Source organism: Corynebacterium sp. UMB2355A (assembly GCF_033877495.1).
Classification (GTDB): Bacteria; Actinomycetota; Actinomycetes; order Mycobacteriales; family Mycobacteriaceae; genus Corynebacterium; species Corynebacterium pseudogenitalium.
In genome coordinates this window covers 358742-377119 of the sequence record NZ_CP138855.1, presented here as the reverse complement: position 1 = coordinate 377119, position 18378 = coordinate 358742, and the positions used below count along the sequence as shown (strand labels likewise).

The 18378-nt window shown below is 59.3% G+C and carries 16 protein-coding genes and 1 pseudogene; 8 read left to right on the top strand and 9 right to left on the bottom strand.

Annotated elements, in window-relative coordinates:
• Positions 1-16: 16 nt before the first annotated feature.
• Positions 17-1114 carry a dual-specificity RNA methyltransferase RlmN gene (gene rlmN / locus R0V12_RS01865; protein WP_070478868.1) on the top strand — a complete coding sequence of 366 codons (1098 nt, stop codon included), beginning with the start codon at positions 17-19 and terminating at the stop codon, positions 1112-1114.
• A gap of 93 nt (positions 1115-1207) precedes the next feature.
• On the opposite strand, the gene R0V12_RS01860 is transcribed toward rlmN, so the two are convergent.
• Positions 1208-1648 carry a DUF2631 domain-containing protein gene (locus R0V12_RS01860; RefSeq protein WP_070362286.1) on the bottom strand — a complete coding sequence of 147 codons (441 nt, stop codon included), beginning with the start codon at positions 1646-1648 and terminating at the stop codon, positions 1208-1210.
• 327 nt (positions 1649-1975) lie between these two features.
• Between R0V12_RS01860 and dxr the strand changes: the two genes are divergently transcribed.
• From dxr to map, 5 genes and pseudogenes are all read left to right on the top strand, one after another.
• Positions 1976-3139 (top strand): 1-deoxy-D-xylulose-5-phosphate reductoisomerase, encoded by a 1164-nt coding sequence (dxr, locus tag R0V12_RS01855; RefSeq protein WP_320072712.1) that lies wholly within the window; start codon positions 1976-1978, stop codon positions 3137-3139.
• Positions 3140-3166: 27 nt separating this feature from the next.
• Complete coding sequence (locus R0V12_RS01850; protein WP_320072711.1) at positions 3167-4375, top strand: M50 family metallopeptidase; 1209 nt, start codon at positions 3167-3169, stop codon at positions 4373-4375.
• A 20-nt stretch (positions 4376-4395) separates the two neighbouring features.
• Positions 4396-5559 carry a flavodoxin-dependent (E)-4-hydroxy-3-methylbut-2-enyl-diphosphate synthase gene (gene ispG / locus R0V12_RS01845; RefSeq protein WP_320072710.1) on the top strand — a complete coding sequence of 388 codons (1164 nt, stop codon included), beginning with the start codon at positions 4396-4398 and terminating at the stop codon, positions 5557-5559.
• A gap of 63 nt (positions 5560-5622) precedes the next feature.
• Positions 5623-7445: pseudogene (locus R0V12_RS01840) on the top strand (penicillin-binding transpeptidase domain-containing protein).
• 35 nt (positions 7446-7480) lie between these two features.
• On the top strand, positions 7481-8380 hold the full coding sequence (gene map, locus R0V12_RS01835; protein ID WP_256059544.1) for a type I methionyl aminopeptidase: 900 nt from the start codon (positions 7481-7483) through the stop codon (positions 8378-8380).
• 130 nt (positions 8381-8510) lie between these two features.
• On the opposite strand, the gene R0V12_RS01830 is transcribed toward map, so the two are convergent.
• The 4 genes from R0V12_RS01830 to R0V12_RS01815 form a co-directional block, all read right to left on the bottom strand.
• Positions 8511-8957 (bottom strand): hypothetical protein, encoded by a 447-nt coding sequence (locus tag R0V12_RS01830; protein WP_256005112.1) that lies wholly within the window; start codon positions 8955-8957, stop codon positions 8511-8513.
• Positions 8958-9010: 53 nt separating this feature from the next.
• Positions 9011-9400 carry a hypothetical protein gene (locus R0V12_RS01825; protein ID WP_320072709.1) on the bottom strand — a complete coding sequence of 130 codons (390 nt, stop codon included), beginning with the start codon at positions 9398-9400 and terminating at the stop codon, positions 9011-9013.
• Between the two features lie 344 nt (positions 9401-9744).
• Positions 9745-11157, bottom strand: a complete 1413-nt coding sequence (mtr, locus tag R0V12_RS01820; RefSeq protein WP_320072708.1) for a mycothione reductase — start codon at positions 11155-11157, stop codon at positions 9745-9747.
• A gap of 3 nt (positions 11158-11160) precedes the next feature.
• Positions 11161-11985 (bottom strand): alpha/beta hydrolase, encoded by an 825-nt coding sequence (locus tag R0V12_RS01815; RefSeq protein ID WP_413774861.1) that lies wholly within the window; start codon positions 11983-11985, stop codon positions 11161-11163.
• A gap of 440 nt (positions 11986-12425) precedes the next feature.
• Between R0V12_RS01815 and mqo the strand changes: the two genes are divergently transcribed.
• The gene (mqo, locus tag R0V12_RS01810) at positions 12426-13922 is read left to right on the top strand and encodes a malate dehydrogenase (quinone) (protein WP_320072706.1); all 1497 of its coding nucleotides are present in this window, start codon (positions 12426-12428) and stop codon (positions 13920-13922) included.
• Positions 13923-13979: 57 nt separating this feature from the next.
• Here the strand turns inward: mqo and R0V12_RS01805 are convergent, their stop codons facing one another.
• Positions 13980-15188, bottom strand: coding sequence for a protein adenylyltransferase SelO family protein (locus tag R0V12_RS01805; protein ID WP_320072705.1), 1209 nt, complete (start codon positions 15186-15188; stop codon positions 13980-13982).
• An 87-nt stretch (positions 15189-15275) separates the two neighbouring features.
• Between R0V12_RS01805 and R0V12_RS01800 the strand changes: the two genes are divergently transcribed.
• Complete coding sequence (locus R0V12_RS01800) at positions 15276-16244, top strand: class I SAM-dependent methyltransferase (protein WP_284804549.1); 969 nt, start codon at positions 15276-15278, stop codon at positions 16242-16244.
• On the opposite strand, the gene R0V12_RS01795 is transcribed toward R0V12_RS01800, so the two are convergent.
• From R0V12_RS01795 to yaaA, 3 genes are read right to left on the bottom strand one after another with little or no spacing between them, the layout of a single operon-like run.
• Positions 16219-16908 (bottom strand): thermonuclease family protein, encoded by a 690-nt coding sequence (locus R0V12_RS01795; protein WP_320072704.1) that lies wholly within the window; start codon positions 16906-16908, stop codon positions 16219-16221. The genes R0V12_RS01800 and R0V12_RS01795 overlap by 26 nt on opposite strands.
• Positions 16905-17630: a DUF1648 domain-containing protein gene (locus R0V12_RS01790; RefSeq protein WP_256008098.1), complete on the bottom strand. Its 726-nt coding sequence runs from the start codon at positions 17628-17630 to the stop codon at positions 16905-16907. The genes R0V12_RS01795 and R0V12_RS01790 overlap by 4 nt, the downstream gene beginning before the upstream one ends.
• The gene (gene yaaA, locus R0V12_RS01785) at positions 17631-18353 is read right to left on the bottom strand and encodes a peroxide stress protein YaaA (protein WP_320072703.1); all 723 of its coding nucleotides are present in this window, start codon (positions 18351-18353) and stop codon (positions 17631-17633) included. It abuts the gene before it with no gap.
• Between the last annotated feature and the right edge of the window lie 25 nt (positions 18354-18378).

The following is an 18378-nucleotide window of genomic DNA, read 5'->3' as shown; positions in this document are numbered from 1 at the left end:
CAAAGATGGGGCAATTATGACTGAGACCCCAACACTGCCACTTCTGACCCCAAAGTTTGGTATGCCGCCGAAGCACTTCGCTGATTTGTCGAGCGAAGAGCGCATCGAGGCCCTGAAGTCCCTTGGTCTGCCGAAGTTCCGTGCGGACCAGATTGCGCGCCACTACTACGGCAAGTTTGAAGCAGATCCCCTCACGATGACGGATCTGCCTGCCGCACAGCGCGAGAAGGTAAAAGAGGCTCTTTTTCCGACGTTGCTGACTCCAGTACGTCGGGTAGAGACCGATGAGGGGGACACCACCAAGACGTTGTGGCGGCTGCATGACGGCATTCTCCTGGAGTCTGTGCTGATGCGGTACAAGGACCGTGCGACTCTGTGTATCTCCTCACAGGCGGGTTGCGGAATGGCTTGTCCGTTCTGTGCGACCGGTCAGGGCGGTCTCGATAGAAACCTGTCAACTGCGGAGATCGTCGATCAGGTGCGAGCTGCAGCAGCCATGATGCAGGAGGAAGGCTCCCGTCTTTCCAACATCGTCTTTATGGGGATGGGAGAGCCGCTGGCGAACTACAAGCGCGTGGTCAGCGCAGTACGCCAGATCACGAGTCCAGCGCCGCAGGGATTCGGGATTTCTCAACGCAACGTCACTGTGTCAACGGTTGGTCTCGCGCCGCAGATTCGAATGCTTGCCGACGAAGGCCTCTCCTGCACGCTCGCGGTTTCCTTGCACACCCCTGATGACGAGCTGCGCGACACACTGGTGCCGATGAACAACAGGTTCTCCGTGCAGGATGTGCTGGACGCAGCCCGCTACTACGCGGATACAACAGGGCGCCGCGTATCGATTGAGTACGCGTTGATTCGTGACATCAACGATCACGATTTCCGCGCCGACATGCTCGGCAGGAAGCTGCATCAGGCGCTAGGGCCGCTGGTACACGTCAACCTTATTCCACTGAACCCAACTCCGGGCTCGAAGTGGGACGCGTCCCCGAAGGCACGCCAGGATGAGTTTGTTCGTCGTGTGATTGCGCAGGGTGTGACGTGCACTGTCCGTGACACGAAGGGTCAGGAGATCGCTGCGGCCTGCGGCCAGCTCGCGGCGGAAGGCGAGTGACGTTGCGCCGAGTTTAGGTGCGCGAAAACGGCGCCACCCTCAACCTGTGAGTGGGGTGGCGCCGTTTATTGCTATTCGGTGTAAAGCGCGAAACTAGTGAATGCTCTGCTGCTGTGCACCGCGCAGTGAATTGAGACGCGCCGGATCGATGTTGAGGGCGCGCAGCTCGCGCTCATCGAGCTCGGCGTATGGGCCGGTCATCGTCTGCTGCGCGTAAATCCAGTCCGGCTCCTTGTGGCCAGCAGGCTTGTTGTGCGAGGTGACCGTGCGCACCTGGCTGAGCTTCGGCTGCAGTCCGTGGAAAATTAGTGCAACTGCAATCAAAACTGCAAATGCGAGCAGCCAAATCGTTTCTACGTGGCCGTGGTGGTTACCGAAGTTGTACGCGAGCAAGAAGATCACCGAGATCCACCCTGCGAGTTGAATCGTGCGCGGCTTGAACGCGCTCCACCCGAAGCGGGCGGAAGGGACGTCAGCTTCAGAAACGCCGTTATATACCTGTGGAGCTTTGTCCTGAGGGTGAGCCACTGCCATTCTCCTTGAGCTGTAGTCGTCCGCATCGGTTCGCATTACTGTGTATGCGCCCGGGGGCGGACATGCTAAATCTGTGTGTACTGTGCATTATCTTTTCATATTGCAGGGCGCGATGGCACTGTGTAGCCCCCAATGAGTTCAAACTTTCGCATCATGTACGTGAGGGCCAGCGGGGGAGGTGCGCTCGTGGGTGCGATGTGTGGTGGTGGGAATGACAGAGTATCCCCACGGTCGTATGTGCACATCTTGTGTATGCACCACGACGAGCGGTGGTCAAAAATACTTTAAGGAGAAACTAAGTATCTATTTTTGTCGTGACGTGCCACAATGGAGGTTGTGAAAAAGGTTCTGATTCTTGGATCGACAGGCTCTATCGGCACACAGGCTCTCAATATCATTCGGAAGCACCCTGAAGACTTTGAGGTTGTCGGCATCGCGGCAGCAGGGCACAACCCTGAGCTTGTTATCCAGCAGGCACAGGAGTTCAATCTGCGCCCAGAACAAATTGCAGTGCAGCAGCTCGACCCTGCGAAAGATGTTTCTCGCGCTGTAGGTGATGTCATTATCACAGGTGAGGACGCCGCTGCGGTTCTCGTTGAGATGCAAGACGCAGACATCGTGTTGAATGCACTTGTCGGTGCGGCAGGTCTTGAGTCGACGCTTGCGACGCTTCGCAAGGATGGCGTGCTAGCTCTGGCGAACAAGGAATCACTGGTTGCTGGCGGTCAATTCGTCATGGAGAAGGTGAAGCCTGGACAGCTCGTGCCGGTCGATTCTGAGCACTCTGCGATGGCCCAGTGCCTGCGCGCAGGGAGCCGTGCTGACGTTTCACGGTTCGTCCTTACTGCTTCGGGAGGCCCGTTCCGGGGGTGGACCCGCGAGCAGATGATGGAGGCAACTCCGCAGCAGGCCGGGCAGCACCCGACGTGGTCGATGGGCACTATGAACACCTTGAACTCCGCCACGATGGTGAACAAGGGACTGGAGCTGATCGAGGCGACGCTGCTGTTTGGTATTGCGCCCGACATTATTGATGTCGTGGTGCACCCGCAGTCGATTGTGCACTCTGCTATCACGTTTGCCGATGGTGCGACGATTGCGCAGGCTTCGCCGCCGTCGATGATGTTGCCGATCTCCCACGCCCTTGCTTGGCCGGAGCGTATCCCGGGTGCACAGCCAGCGCTGGACTTTTCGCAGGCGAGTGAGTGGACGTTTGAGCCGCTCGACGACGAAGCTTTCCCCGCGGTGCGTCTCGCTCGGGAAGCTTCAGCGATGGGGGACCCATACCCAGCGGTGTACAACGCTGCGAATGAGGTGGCGGTGGAAGCATTCCTTGCAGGCAAGATTCGTTTCCCGCACATCGTTGACGTGATTGGATATGTCCTTGACGCGGCAGGGGCGTTTGCTTTTGCGCCGACATCTATCGAAGATATTCTTCACGTGGATGCTGGTGCACGCCGGGCGGCAAAGGAAGTAATCGCCCAGCTGTAAACCAGCCTGAAAGGCAAGGAGCAGCGAGTGGGCGTTGTAGGAATCATACTTTTTGCCCTGGGTATTACAGTCTCTATCGCGCTCCATGAGGCCGGACACATGTTTACCGCACGCGCGTTTGGGATGCGCGTGCGGAGATATTTTGTGGGCTTTGGGCCGAAAGTGTGGTCCGTCAAGAAGGGGGAGACGGAGTACGGCATTGCGGCACTGCCTCTCGGCGGATTTTGCAATATCGCAGGGATGACCGCGCAGGATCCTGTCACTGAGGAGGAAGCTCCCGTTGCGATGTACCGCAAGCCGTGGTGGCAGCGCATTGCCGTGCTGAGCGGTGGCATCGCGATGAACCTGCTGATCGGGGTTGTGGTGCTGTACTTCGTCGCTGTATTTGCTGCAATCCCGAACCCGTACGCTGACCGGACCCCAACCGTAGGTGAGCTGCAGTGCGCTCCCGACCAGATTGATGAGACTCATCTGGCAGAATGCACCGGTAATGGGCCTGGCTATGATGCAGGTTTGCGTGAAGGGGATAAGCTACTCGCCGTTGATGGGGAGGAGCTCACCACGTTTCCAGCGTTGAGGGATTATGTGATGCAGCGTCCGGGGGAAACAGTCACGCTTACTGTGATGCGTAACGAGCAAGAGCTTGATATTGCAGTTCCACTCGCGACCATGTCCAGGATCGATCCAGCGACCGGTGCGTCCTTTGAAGCGGGGGCGATCGGTGTCACTAGCGCGCCAGTGGAAGACGCGATGCGCCAGTTCGGTCCGCTCGAGGCTGTGCCAGCTACGGCTGCGTTTACGGGCCAGATGCTGAATGCGACTGTCCATGGCCTTATCGCGTTCCCGTCGAAGATTCCTGGTGTTGTGGCTTCAATTTTTGGTGCTGAGCGAGAGCTTGACGGTCCAGTTAGTGTCATCGGCGCTTCTCGCGCAGGCGGGGAGTTAGCGCAACAAAGCATGTGGTCGATGTTCTGGATGATGTTGGCGAGTCTCAACTTCTTCCTCGCGCTGTTCAATTTGATTCCCTTGCCGCCCCTGGATGGTGGGCATATAGCAGTAGTCCTGTATGAGAAGATTAGGGATGCGCTTCGCAGGTTGCGGGGGCTCGATCCTGGTGGCCCTGCGGACTACCGCAAGCTGATGCCGGTGACATACGCGATGGCCGCTGCACTGCTGACGATTGGTGTATTTGTGATGCTTGCGGATGTGGTCAACCCAATCAAGCTGTTTGGGTAGCAGTGCTAGAGTAAGCAACTATGAATCTTCCCATCGGTTTAGGTATTCCTGAAGGCCCAGCGCCAACGCTCGCACCTCGTCGAAAGACTCGTCAGCTGATGGTTGGCGGTGTGGGAGTTGGGTCGGATCACCCGATCACGGTCCAGTCCATGACCACGACGAAGACACACGACATTAATGCTACGCTGCAGCAGATCGCGCAGCTGGCTACCGCGGGCTGTGACATTGTGCGCATTGCCTGCCCGAAGACAGTTGACGCAGATGCTCTTCCAGCGATTGCGGCGAAGTCACCTATCCCGGTGATTGCGGACATCCATTTCCAGCCGAAGTACATCTTCGCAGCGATCGATGCCGGGTGTGCTGCAGTGCGGGTGAACCCGGGCAACATTAAAGAGTTTGATGGTCGTGTGAAGGAAGTCGCTAAGGCTGCAGGGGACGCTGGTATCCCGATTCGCATTGGTGTCAATGGTGGCTCGCTCGATAAGCGCCTGCTGGAGAAGTATGGCCGGGCCACCCCTGAGGCGTTGGTTGAATCCGCGATCTATGAGGCTGGCCTGTTCGAGGAGTACGGCTACGGCAATATCGCCATCTCCGTGAAGCACTCTGACCCAGTGCTCATGGTGGAGGCATACCGTCAGCTCGCCGAGAAGACCGACTACCCGCTGCACCTCGGCGTGACTGAGGCCGGCCCGAAATTCATGGGCACTATTAAATCCTCCGTCGCATTTGGTGCGCTGCTCTCGCAGGGCATCGGCGACACGATTCGCGTTTCGCTCTCTGCGGACCCGGTGGAGGAGATCAAGGTCGGCGACCAGATTTTGCAGTCGCTGAACCTGCGCCCGCGAAAGCTTGAGATTGTCTCCTGCCCGTCCTGTGGCCGCGCACAGGTGGATGTGTACAAGCTCGCTGAGGAAGTGACTGCAGGCCTCGAGGGCATGGAGTACCCGCTGCGCGTCGCTGTTATGGGTTGCGTCGTCAATGGTCCTGGCGAGGCCCGCGACGCCGACCTGGGCGTGGCTTCCGGTAACGGCAAGGGGCAGATCTTCGTCAAGGGTGAAGTTGTTGAGACCGTTCCTGAGTCGAAGATCGTCGAGACGCTCATTGCCCATGCGCAGCGAATTGCTGAGGAAGAGGGGCTCGAAGAGGTCGAGGGCGCACGCGCAGAAGTAAAGGTTACGCGCTAGATAGTCTGCTCGCGGGGAGTGGCGCAGGCGACGTTTGCTCAGTGACCTTGGTATTTTAGGTCCATGCAACGTCTCCTCGCTTTGCTCCTGAGCGTAGTTTTTACGGGCGCGCTGGCCACTGCCTGCACACCGCGCCCGAATGATGTTGAGCCCGTCGCTCGTGAGTTTCTTGACGCCCTCGTGAGTCTTGACGGGTCTAATTTTCAAGATCTTGTCGACGTCCCCTCCGACGCCAACGCATCATTCCTAGAAACGGTCGAAGGGCTCCAAGCTGAGGCGCTGGAGGCGACGATCAACGACGTCAATCAAAGTGACAACCTAGCTACCGTCTCGTACCACTTGAGGTGGGGCCTGCCGAAAGAACGTACGGTCGAGTATGACTCGCACATGACGCTGACCCAGATCGGCGAGAAGTGGACCGTTCGTTGGCAGCCCAGCATTTTGCACCCACGTCTTGGTGCGCAGCAACATCTGGAACTGCGCCCTGTGGCCGCATCCAAGGCGAGCGTTGTCTCCTCCGATGGGGTAGAGCTGCTGCGGCCTGGTACTGCATTCCGCATTCTGGTTGAGAAGCATGCCGTGCGTGACATTCCGGACACCGCACGCCGTATTTCGTCCTTCCTCCAAGATGCCCGTGGCAAATCTTCTGCCGTGGCAGACATTCCGGCCGACGAGCTCGAACAGAACCTCGCCCAGGCTCAGGGAACGTATTCGGTTGCGATGGTGCCTGCGGAGTTCGGTGACGCCGCTAAGGCGGCGTTTAGCTCCGTGCCTGGAGTGCGCATCAACGAAGAAGCGGCCATGGTCAACATCGAACCTGATTTTGCGCCGGATATGCTTGCCCGCGTTGGTGAGTTGGTTCGCGAGGACCTTATCGGTGACGACGGCTGGAGCGTGAGCGTGGTCAACGAGCACGGCGCCGTGTTGGAAGACGTTGAGCGACACGCACCTGCACCCGCTCCAGCTATTGAGGTAAGCCTTGACCACAGCGTGCAATTGGCAGCTGAACGAGCGTTGGAGCCCTACGCGGGGCGGCAGGCAATGATTGTTGCTATCCGCCCGTCGGATGGTGCGGTGCTTGCCGTTGCACAGACTCGTGACGCTGACCGTGAAGGCAATCTTGCCACGATGGGCCAGTACCCACCGGGATCGACGTTTAAGATCATTACCGCCGCGGCAGGCCTCGAGCGCCAGGCCCTTACTCCGGGTAGTACCGTGCCCTGCCCGGGTACCATGAACCTCTATGGCAGGACCGTGACGAACTACGCCGGATTCTCTCTCGGCAACGTCTCACTACAGTCGGCATTTGCGCACTCGTGCAACACGACATTCGCCGACATTTCGACGAAGCTCGCCCCGGGTGAGCTTCGAATATCGGCAAGCAGTTCGGGCTTGGACTCGATATGAAGATCCCTGGCCTGGAGACGATCACCGGCTCCATCCCGGTAGGCGAGGAGCCACTCGACCGAACAGAGGCTGGATACGGACAGGGCCATGACCTTGCGAGCCCGTTCGGGATGGCGCTCGTGGCTGCGTCTGCCGCGAATGGCTCAATGCCGACTCCATACCTGATTAAGGGAGCAGAAACTGAGCTGAGCGAGTCGGCGCCTCGTATGCCGGATGAGGCATGGCACCAGCTGCAGGAAATGATGGCGGCGGTGACCGCTCCGGGGGGTACCGCGGCGGGGATGACCGCCGGTGGTGATATTCGCGGCAAGACCGGTGAAGCCGAAATCAACCAGGGCTCACATTCTTGGTTCACCGGCTACCGTGTCGACGATGACATAGCATTCGCTGCCTTGGTCGTGCTTGGCGGCGGCTCGGAGGCTGCAGTCGCGTTGACGAATTCGATGCTGGTGAATCTCGACCAGTCGCGCGGGGGTTAGTTCGACCTCAGTAGGCAGGTACTACTATGGGGCGCATGAGCAAACGAGGAAAACTAAAGCAAGAAGCGTCCACCCCAATCCGGAAGGTTCCGAAGGACATTGAGCGTCCCGAGTACGCCTGGAAGGGCGACGTACAGGAAAACATCGGCGAGCCGTACGTGCAGGACGCCGAGACGATCGAGAAGATGCGCGAGAGCTCGAAGATCGCAGCGAATGCACTGGCGGTTGCGGGCGCAGCAGTGAAGCCTGGCGTGACGACGGATGAGATCGACCGCGTGGCCCACGAGTACATGCTTGACCACGGAGCGTACCCGTCCACGCTCGGCTACCGTGGCTTCCCGAAGTCCTGCTGCGTGTCTTTGAACGAGATTGTGTGCCACGGCATCCCGGATAGCACTGTGATTGAGGACGGCGACATCGTCAACATTGACGTCACCGCGTATAAGAACGGCGTCCACGGTGATACAAATGCGACGTTCCTCGCTGGCGATGTCACTCAGGAGCATAAGGATCTGGTCCAGCGCACGTATGAGGCGATGATGCGGGGCATCAAGGTGGCGAAGCCCGGCCGTGAGATCAACGTGATCGGCAGGGTTATCGAGTCCTATGCGAAGCGCTTCGGCTACAACGTGGTGACCGACTTCACTGGTCATGGTGTTGGTCCTACGTTCCACAACGGACTCGTGGTGCTCCACTACGACTCGGATGCATACCGGGACATCTTGGAGCCAGGCATGACGCTGACGATCGAACCGATGATCAATCTCGGCGCACTGCCGTACGATATTTGGGATAACGGCTGGACTGTGCAGAACCGCGACGGCAAGTTCACAGCTCAGTTTGAGCACACCTTGGTGATTACGGAGGACGGCAACGAGATCCTCACCATTCCGGACAAGGATGTTGCGGAGGGGCAGCTGATGTTGGGAGTGTAACCAACTCTCAGATATAGCTGATTCGCTGTTGGTGTCGTTGTAAGGCACCAACAGCGATTCTTTTTACCCAAAAGAAAACTGCCCTGTCGCGTGTTGCGACAGGGCAGTGGCGTTTCCTAAGAGGCAGATCTTAGAGCTTGATCAGGCCGTTGTAGGAAGCGAAGTTGAAGCCAGCGATGATCAGGCCAACCAGTGCGCCGATAGAAGCGATGACAGTGCCGTCGATCCAAGCGCGTGCCCACTGAGGGACAGCCGCAGCGTCAGTCTCTTTACCGAACGCATCGGTGACGTAGAAAGGCTTGTCGGTGTCATCGTAGTAGTGGGAAGAACCCTTGCCGGAGAACAGGCCCTTGGTGCCCTCGGAGATGACCTTGCCGGCTTCCTTGTCGCCTTCCTGCTTGCCCGTGAAGATTACCTGGCGGTCAGCCTTAGGCTTAGGCGTCTCGGTGGCGGTTGGGACGGTCTCTGGCTTTGCAGGAGTATCGGTCTTCTCTGCTGCGGAAGCGGTGGCAATGCCGCCAAGAGCGACAGTCAGTGCGGTTGCGGAAGCAACAGCTGCGGTGCGGAAGTTACGCATTGAGTTTCCTTCTTTCGAAATTTATTGATTCAGGTGCGGAAATCCGCGATTACTTACTTGGCTGCTGGCAGACCGTGAACAACGAAGTTGTAAGCAGGGCCAACGATCAGGCCGACTGCTGCAGCAACGGAGGTGAACACGGTGATGAAGTAGCCGAACTTTGCCCATTTTGGCTGACCTTCAAGGTCCTTGGAGGAGCCGAAGATCTTGCGACCGTCAGCAGGGTTTGCCTGGACCTTGCCGTCCTTTTTCTCCCAGGCTTCAAGGCTGTGGCCGATCTTGGTGGAGGAGCCGCCCAGACCCTTGGAATCTTCAATCACCTTCGGGGCGTGGGTGGTGGTCGGAGCTGGTGTGCTCTCTTCAGCAATAGCGACGGTTGCGGAGCCGAATGCTACAGCGACAGCGGTAGCGCCTGCGAGGGCTGCCTTACGGAAATTACGCATGAAACGAAATCCTTCTCTGATAGATACTTACAAGACGTCCGGGTGGAAGTTCGGAGAAATCCAGAACCTGTGAAGGCCCTAGGACCGATAGCAAGCCCCATGTGGACTCTGCCCGGTGTCGGTGACCTACTTTAGACCAACGCGGGCAAGATTGCACAAGTTATCCCAAAAAATCCGTGAGAGAACTGTCAGTAAGCCCACGTATGGCCTGCTGCACCAACAGGGGAATCGTCGCGCGTGTCACGTGCGTTACACGTGGTGAAGTCACCTGGGAAAATGCCTGTAGCTATTAGGGGTGCCTTGCCTAAGCCTAGAGTCACCCCGTTTTGGGGTGGCGGCAAGTTTTACTCGCCGATAAATGCAAGGTCAAGACCAAGAATCGCGTTTTCGATGACCTCTGGCAGGGCGGGGTGGATCCAGTATTGCTTGCGCACAACCTCTCGAAGGTCCATGTCGAACGCCATGATGGTGATCAGCTGCTGGATGAGCGTGGAGGCTTGTGGACCAATAAGATGGGCACCCAGGAGTCTCCCAGTTTTCTTGTCGGCGACAAGCTTTACAATGCCCGAGGTGTCCTCGAGTGCCCAGCCGTAGGCAACGTCGCCGTAGTTCTGTTGCTTCACGGTGACGTCGTAGCCTGCGTCTTGCGCCTCTTTTTCCGTGAGGCCAACTGTGGTGATCTGTGGCTCGGTGAAAACGGCGAAGGGGACATGCTCGTGCGGCATGACGCGGTACTCGGATACTGGGGCGCCATTCATCGCCGCCAGTAGGTTGTGGCGCACCGCGCGCATCTCCGCGTTGGCCACATGCTTGAGCTGATACGGGGAGGACACGTCACCGAGAGCCCACACGCCAGGGCAGGAGGTGCGCCCGTAACTATCGACGGCCACGCGACCGTCATCTTCCATATCGATGCCCGATGCCTCGAGCGACATCTGGTCGCCGTTCGGGATACGGCCCATGCCAATCAGGAGGTGCTCGCTGGTGATGGTGGTGCCGTCGTCGAGCGTGAGGGTTACACCGTCGTCGTTGTGTTGAGCGTCGCGGACGTTGCCGAAGTGGACGTCGAAACGCTCTTGGGCGAGCTCATTGAAGCGCTGCGTGATGTCCTTATCTAAGGTGCGGAGGAATGGTGAGCGGTTCACCACAGTGACTTTGGTGCCTAGGGCATCGAAGACGTGGGCGAACTCCATCGCGATGAAACCGCCGCCAACGATCGTCAGGGACTTGGGGAGCTCCGGAAGGCGCATGATGTCTTCGTTGGTGTGGAAGGGCACGTTCTTTGCCCACTCGGGGATGAATGGGCGGGAGCCCGCCGCGATCACGATCTGATCCGCGGAGATCGTGCGCGCTTTGTTGCCGATGCCAGTGGAGATAGTCTTTGGGGCGACGAACCGCGCGTGCTGGTCGAAAACGGTGACGTTGGGGCACTCGTCGCCGCGGCGGTAGGCTTCGCCGCCCTCAGCGATCTTGTCGATGCGCTCGGTGAAGACACGATCGACGATGGAGGGCCAATCGACGCCTCGATATTCGAGGTCAACACCGAGCTTCTTGGAAGTGCGGGCCTGGTAGGCGGCGTCGGCGGCGAGGACGTACATCTTTGTAGGAATGCAGCCGACGTTCAGACACGTGCCGCCGAAAGTACCTTCCTCGACGATGGCTACCTTCTTATCGTCGAACTCTGGCGTAAGGATCGAGTTACCGGAACCGGTGCCAATAATAATGAGGTCAAAGTGTTCGTCTACGTGAATGCTCATTGGTTACTCCTTAGGTGTTGTGAGGGTCTGCAGCCACTGGATGGAGGCGCGATAGGCGGCTGTGCGTGAGTACGGCTCAGAGAGGAACACGTCGTGGCGGGCGCCATCGATGGCGACGGTGGTGGTGTCGTCCGCAACGTGGGGTGCCCAGTAGCTGATCTGGTCGACGTCCAAGATGGTGTCCGCGGTATCGGCCGCCGGGGTGTATTCGTTTTTCAAAAAAGAATGCGAGGAATGCAGGACCAGCGTTGGAACACCCGCGTTGACCGTTCCCGAGTGAATCTTTGCCTGCGCCTGGATTACAGCGCGCATCCAGCCGAAATATTTCCGATGCCCAGAGATCGGCTTCCACTGCTTGTTGAAGGACCATGAACCATGATCCTCGTAGTGGAGAGATTTACCGTAGGCCGTAAGACTTCCGCCGGGGAGCGGGAGCAGTGGGACCACTCGCCCCAAAACATTAATGACTGGTTTGAATGCCGTCGTCAGCGCTTTCGGAAACTGCAGGTCAAGCCAGGGGCTGTTCAGAATGATGCCCGCTATTGGATCGTGGACTTCGGGGTTGTTACGGCGCATCTCATCGGCCCAGAGAGGCGCGATAAGACCACCCGTAGAGTGTGCGAGGAGTACCACCTGGCCGTGTTCCTGGGCTACGTACTGCACCGCCTTTGTGATTTCCGGGAAATAGTGGGACATGTCCCGGGTGTAGTGCCAGCGCTCACCTCGCTGCCGTGAGCGCCCGCAGCGACGAAGGTCGAGTGCATAAAATGGATAACCCTGTTCGTGGAAGTGTTCGGCGACATGATCCTGGAAAAAGTAATCGGACATGCCATGAATCCAGAGCAAGGCTGGTTGTCCCGGTTTGGGCGGCGGTGGCGAGGTCATTCGTACGAGTGTCGCTACGACCGGCTGGTGGGTATCAGGGTCTTCCCCGAGGGGGAGCGTAAGTTGTTCGAATCCGTCCCCCAATATGTCTGGTTGCCAGTGGTTGCTCCTAATTTTGGCCATGTAGCAATGGTAACGGACTGGCTAGGAACTTGCTTGGGCTGCGCAAGGAGCCATGTTTACCATTTGGTCTAGGGGGGGTGGGGGTGGGTGTAGGAGGTGGGGTGGCTGCAAGTATGAAGCAAACACAAAATGTGGGCATAAGGGGTAACGTAAGGTGGAAACTGTTCAGCCAACAAGCGTATGGTTAGAGAGGTTACGCACCTGCTTGAGGTGTGCGTTGCACTCGTACAACGATATGGATCGAAGAGGGAATATTACTAATGTCTGAGACGGGCAACATCCAGTACGTTGATGAGGTCGACGTACTGCATATCGGCGCCGGAATTATGAGTGCCACGCTGGGAGCAATGATCCGGGAGCTTGAGCCGGAGTGGACTCAAGCAGTGTATGAGCGTCTTGAAGGGCCAGCGCAAGAGTCCTCGTACCCGCTGAACAATGCGGGTACCGGGCACTCTGCGCTGTGTGAGTTGAACTACACGCCTGAAAAGAACGGCAAGATTGAGATCACGAAGGCGCTCGCGATTAATGAGAAGTTCCAGACTGCACGCCAGTTCTGGTCCCATCAAATTGAGAACGGCAAGCTTGGGGATCCGAGCGAGTTCATTCACCCAGTCCCGCACGTTTCGTTCGCGCAGGGGCAGGACCAGATAGACTACCTGCGTCGCCGTTACGAGGCCTTGTCTGCGAACCACATGTTCCCGGGTATGCAGTTCTCGGCGGATGAAGACAAGTTTGCTGAGAAGCTTCCTCTGATGGCGAAGGGCCGCGACTTTGGTGCTGAGCCAGTCGCGATTTCATGGATGGATGCTGGCACTGACATTAACTATGGGGCGCTAACCCGTCAGTTCTTCGACGCCTCCGAGAAGGCTGGTACCCAGATCCACTATGGGCACGAAGTAGTGAATCTTAAGCGCGAGGGCAAGCTATGGAATGTCACCGTCCGCAATGTCCACACAGGCGACAAGCATGTCGCGCGTGCGCGTTTCGTGTTCGTGGGTGCGGGTGGCTACGCGCTCGACTTGTTGCGTAAGGCAGGCGTGCCGGAGGTGCATGGTTACGCCGGGTTCCCGATTTCCGGCATGTGGCTGCGTACCAACAACCAGGAGCTGGTTGCGCAGCACCAAGCGAAGGTGTACGGCAAGGCAAAGGTGGGCGCGCCCCCAATGTCCGTTCCTCACCTTGACCTCCGCGTTGTTGACGGTGAGCAGTCACTACTGTTTGGCCCGTACGGTGGTTGGAGCCCGAAGTTCTTGAAGAAGGGCTCATACTTGGACCTGTTTAAGTCGATTCGTCCGGATAACATTCCGTCCTACCTTGGTGTCGCTGCGTCAAACATCGGCTTGGTGAAGTACCTGGTGGAGGAAGTTTTCCGCGATTTTGACGGCAAGATCGACGTGCTGCGTCAGTACTACCCGGAGGTAAACCCTGCCGACTGGGATGTGGCTGTCGCAGGCCAGCGTGTCCAAGTGATTAAGCCGGCACGTGCACCGAAGTTTGGTTCGCTCGAGTTCGGTACCGCACTGGTCAACGACCAGGATGGCACGATCGCAGGCATCCTGGGTGCATCGCCGGGTGCGTCGATTACCCCGGCAGCGATGATTGAGCTGCTGGAGCGTTGCTTCGGCGAGCGCATGGTCTCTTGGGGCGACAAGTTGCGTGAGATGTTCCCGACCTATGGTGTATCGCTGCGCGAGGATAAGGCAGCGTACGAGAAGCAGTGGGAGTGGACGCAAAAGACGCTTGGTCTGCAGGCGTAGTAGCCGCTTGAAAGTATTGGCCACACAGCTTCCGGTTGTACCGGCGCCGTGTGGCTTTTACGTTCCGCAAAACGTCGTGAATGCGCCGTCAGGTTCCTTCTCGAGCATCCACGGCTCCCCGGCGTCCGGGTCGTATGGGTGGGTGACTGCCTGGAGCAAAGCGGTGAACGGACTGTAGTCGCCAACGTGCTCGACCGCGTCGAGTGCGTCTTGTAGCGCGAAGTTTTTTGGCACATACAACGGACCTGGGCGTCCGTTCACACCGGGTTTACGGTTGTAGTCAGCGAGGTCGTCGACACCTACTACTGCATCGAGGCCTTCCGGCCCGAACCAGCGCCCGACTGCGCCCTCCCAGCGCTCAGGGATAGTGGTAAGGATCTCGTTGGCCCGCGATTCCGACATCAGTGGCAAGAGCCCCTCCGCGAGTCGCACTAGATTCCATGCGATCACGTTTGGCTGGGCTCCGAAGCAGTAGCGTCCATGCCGATCAATGGATGAGAAGCATGAGTGCGGGTCAAACCCTTGGGTGAAGGCGCAGGGTCCGTAGTCGATGGTTTCGCCGCTGAGCGCGGTGTTGTCCGTGTTCATGACGCCGTGCACGAACCCGTAGCGCATCCACTGCGCTACCAGTTCAAGTTGCTTGTCGACGACCCCTTCCAGCAGCCTTTCCGCAGCATCGAAACCCGCGGCGTGCACGACGGCTTCCAAGAGTTCATGGGACTGAGTTGCTGCGTACTGCACCGAGCCAACGCGTAGGTGGGAGCGCGCGACGCGGACCACAATGCCCGCTGGAACGGGGCCACTGTTGCGCATGATCGTCTCCCCGGTACTGATAACGGCCAGTGCGCGTGTGGTTGGAACACCGATCGCGTGCATATGCTCCGAGACCAGGTACTCGCGCAGCATTGCGGTCAGTGGGCCCTTCCCGTCGGAGCCCGGGCGGGAGAAAGGGGTGCGCCCGCTTCCCTTGAGCTGGATCTCGTACCCGTTGCGGTCGCCGAGGAGGGTTGCGCGGCCGTCGCCAAGCAGGGGCACGAACGCGCCGAATTGGTGGCCTGCGTAGGCGGTTGCAACGCCGCCCGTCGCACCTGTCATCCAGGCGATGCCCTCATCGCTTCGGAGCCACTCCGTGTCGAGGTCGAGCTCGGACGCGACTGACTCGTTGAGGTAGCTCACCTGGGCGTTGGGGAAGTGCGTGGGCGCCACCGTGCCGACCATGCCTGGGAGTGTTTCCGCAAAGTGTTGGTGGAGCTCGGGGTAATGCATGCCAACAGCCTAAACTGTCTGGGCAAGGAGCAAAAGGAGAGAACATGCAGCAGTACCTGGTGTTGACGCAGTGGGAGGTAAGTGGCCGTGCGCGCGCTTGACCGGCTGATCTGGGGGCAGGTGAGGGAACTCGAGGGGTTCGGATCAGCCGACATCCTCATCGTGTGCAACGACCCGACCGGGGCGCTTGTGCATGCCGGTGTGGAAAGCGGGAAGCGCGTCATCGTCGCGGACACGGACTACTCCCGCTGCCAGCAAGCAGCAGCGTTGGGCGCAGAGGTCGTTGGTGATCAGCGCCTCGACGAGTACCTGGCGGGGTTGTCCGGTTCGTGCGTTGCGTTGGGAGAGATACCGAAGTCGCTCGCGCGCCTTGACTACCTCGCGCGCAGTATCGCGGGCGCAGGGTTTACGCAGGCGGACGTAGTGTTGGGGGCGAACAACAAGCACCTGAGCCGCACCATGAATGGTGTGCTGGCGCAGTCCTTCGCGCAGGTGCACGCCACGCGGGGCAAAGGCAAGTTCCGCTGCTTGGCCGCATACGGGCCGCAGCAAGTGTCCTACACGCCGGTAGAAGCAAACGGGTTCGTCGCTATCGGTGGTGTTTTCGCAGGTGCGTGGGCGGACTACGGCGGGCAGCTGCTGCGGTCGTGCCTTCCGGACGCCCCCGGCGCGCTGCTGGATTTGGGCTGCGGCAATGGGGCTGTTTCGAAGGGGCTTGAGGGGGAGGTGTATGCCACGGATGCTGATGCGGACGCGGTGCTTTCCGCCCGCGCGATCGGTATTGACGCGACCTGGGATGATGCCGGAAGCAAGTTTGCCGACGCCTCCTTCGATACCGTGGCGCTCAACCCGCCCTTTCACGCGGGCACGACCGTGGACACGACGCTGGTGGAGCATCTGCTGGACGCATCGCATCGCCTATTGAAACCGGGCGGTCAGCTCTTCATAGTGTTCAACTCGCACCTGCCATACCGTGCCCAGGTCACGAAGCGTTTTGCACAGGTGGAGCAGGTGGCGAGGAACTCGAAGTTTACGGTTTTGACAGCTCGTCGATAAGGCGTTGCTGTTCGTCGAGGTACTCCATGGCGGGCTCGCGGAACGTGAAGTTTCGCGTGCGCTTCACGCTGTCGCGCAGTGCGTCGACGTAGTGCTGGCAGCGGCCGGCAAGCCCGCGGTCGCCGGGGGAGCGCTCGAGCTCCTCGATGCCGGTGGTGAGCATCTCGAAGGTGACCTGTTGCGTGGGTTCGGTAAACCAGCACTCAGGCCCAAGACCGTAGATGCCGAGGGAATCGCGCACCGCAGGTGCGGCCTCTGCCTCGAGGCGCTGCGTGAACTTCGTGTTCGGCGCGTACTCGACGACGCGGGCAAGCCCCTCGGACACCATCACGGCGTTGACGAATTGGCCGTCGCGAAACACTCCGGCAAGTGTGCGCCCGTAGCGGTCGGTGCGCTCCTGGTCGTATTCGAGGCGTACGCCCGTGCCTTCGGGGAGGAGCTCCTCGAGACGCCGGGTTGCATCGTCAGCTAAGCACTCGCCACGCTCCGGAGTGTCAATCCCGAGCAGGCGAACGCGCTCTTGCCCACCGGGGCCATCCACAACGATTGTGTCGCCATCGACGACGCTCGCTACGCGTACTTCCGGGGCATCGACTTGCTGCCAGACCCAGCTGCCGACAGCGAGCAGCACAATCGCAGCGAGGAGCCCAAACACCTTTTTCATAGCATGGCCACCAGCACGGTGAAGAGCGTGTACACCACGATCGAGACCACCATCCGCATTAAATACTGCTTGCCCAGCCGCTGCCCACGGTTGATGATGATGCGAGTCGGGCGAGACGAAATCGATACTGCGGCCATCGGATCGTTCGGGTCGTTGTACATACCCACGAGAAACTCGTCATCAGCGCGGGCCATCTCCTCCGCATCGGGTTCGATCTTCTTCGAGGACGTCAGCCGCACCATCAAGACGAGGCTTCCCGCGACAACCAGGATGGTGAACGCCACCCAAATAGCGGGGGCAAGCCACTGCATGTGGGCAAACGCCGGCAGCCGCGTCGTGACGTCGCTGACCAGAAACGCGACAGCAATCGCCACCGCGAACCACCCCATGAAGCGCCAGGTCATGTGCACAAGCTGTTCCACTCGCTGCGCAATACTCGCCGAATACGGTACGGAGGCAGCCCCATCGACCGGCTGCGGCTGTGCGAGCTCACGTGGGGGAAGGCATGCAAACATCAACAGGGCAGTCGCCACCGAAACCAGCGGCATCATCAGCACGTGCAGCATCGTCTTCGGCTCCCAACTATCCGCCTGGCCCGACGCGTCAAAATGCGTCGCAACAGGGTCAGGAATACTGTCCCAGTACAGCAGCAACAGCGCCACGTGCGCCAGCAGCACAATGACAGCAACACCCCACGGCTTCCAGTTCACCGGCGCACCCATCTACGTTTCCTCCACCACAAGCGTCAGCACCAAACCATGAACCTCGACAGCATAACCCGCGGCCTCGGCAACCTCGGCGACCTCACTTATCGACGCCACCTCCGGCCCACACGCCAGCGCCCTGGCCAGCAACCCCTTGTAATGCTTATTAAAGTGGCTGACCACCTTGCGCGACCCATCCGGGGCAACGGACTCCACCCGGACCGTCACCGCACCATCGACAGGCCCCAGCTTCTCGTACGCGCCAGAGCGCATATCCACCACGAACGGCTCCAGCGAAAGCGCCTCCGAAATCGCTGACCCCCAGCGAGCCCGCATCGTCGGCAGCGACCCATCCGCAGCCGGAACCTTGGACGAGGCAGAGACCCGGTAGCGCGGAATCATGTCATCAGCACGCACAACACCGAACAGTGCCGAGCCAACCGCCAAACGGCGAATCGCAGCATCCGGCAACGTCTCAGGATCAAGCGCGTCATACAACACCCCCGTATAGCGATAAATCGCAGGCATCACCGGACCAGTGCGCAGCGACTGATTCTCCACCGCCTCCTCCCGCTTCGTCTTCGGGATCTTCAGCAACCCCATCATCTCGTCCACGTCCATTGCGGAGAGGTCGTCGATAAGCGAAGCGCGCACCGAATCAAGGGCAGGGAAGGAGACAGACATGGCGTCGCGCTCGCCGCCGGGCGCCTTCGTCTCGGAAGGAGGGAGCAGGATCAACATGCAACTCACCCTAGCGCTAAGATAT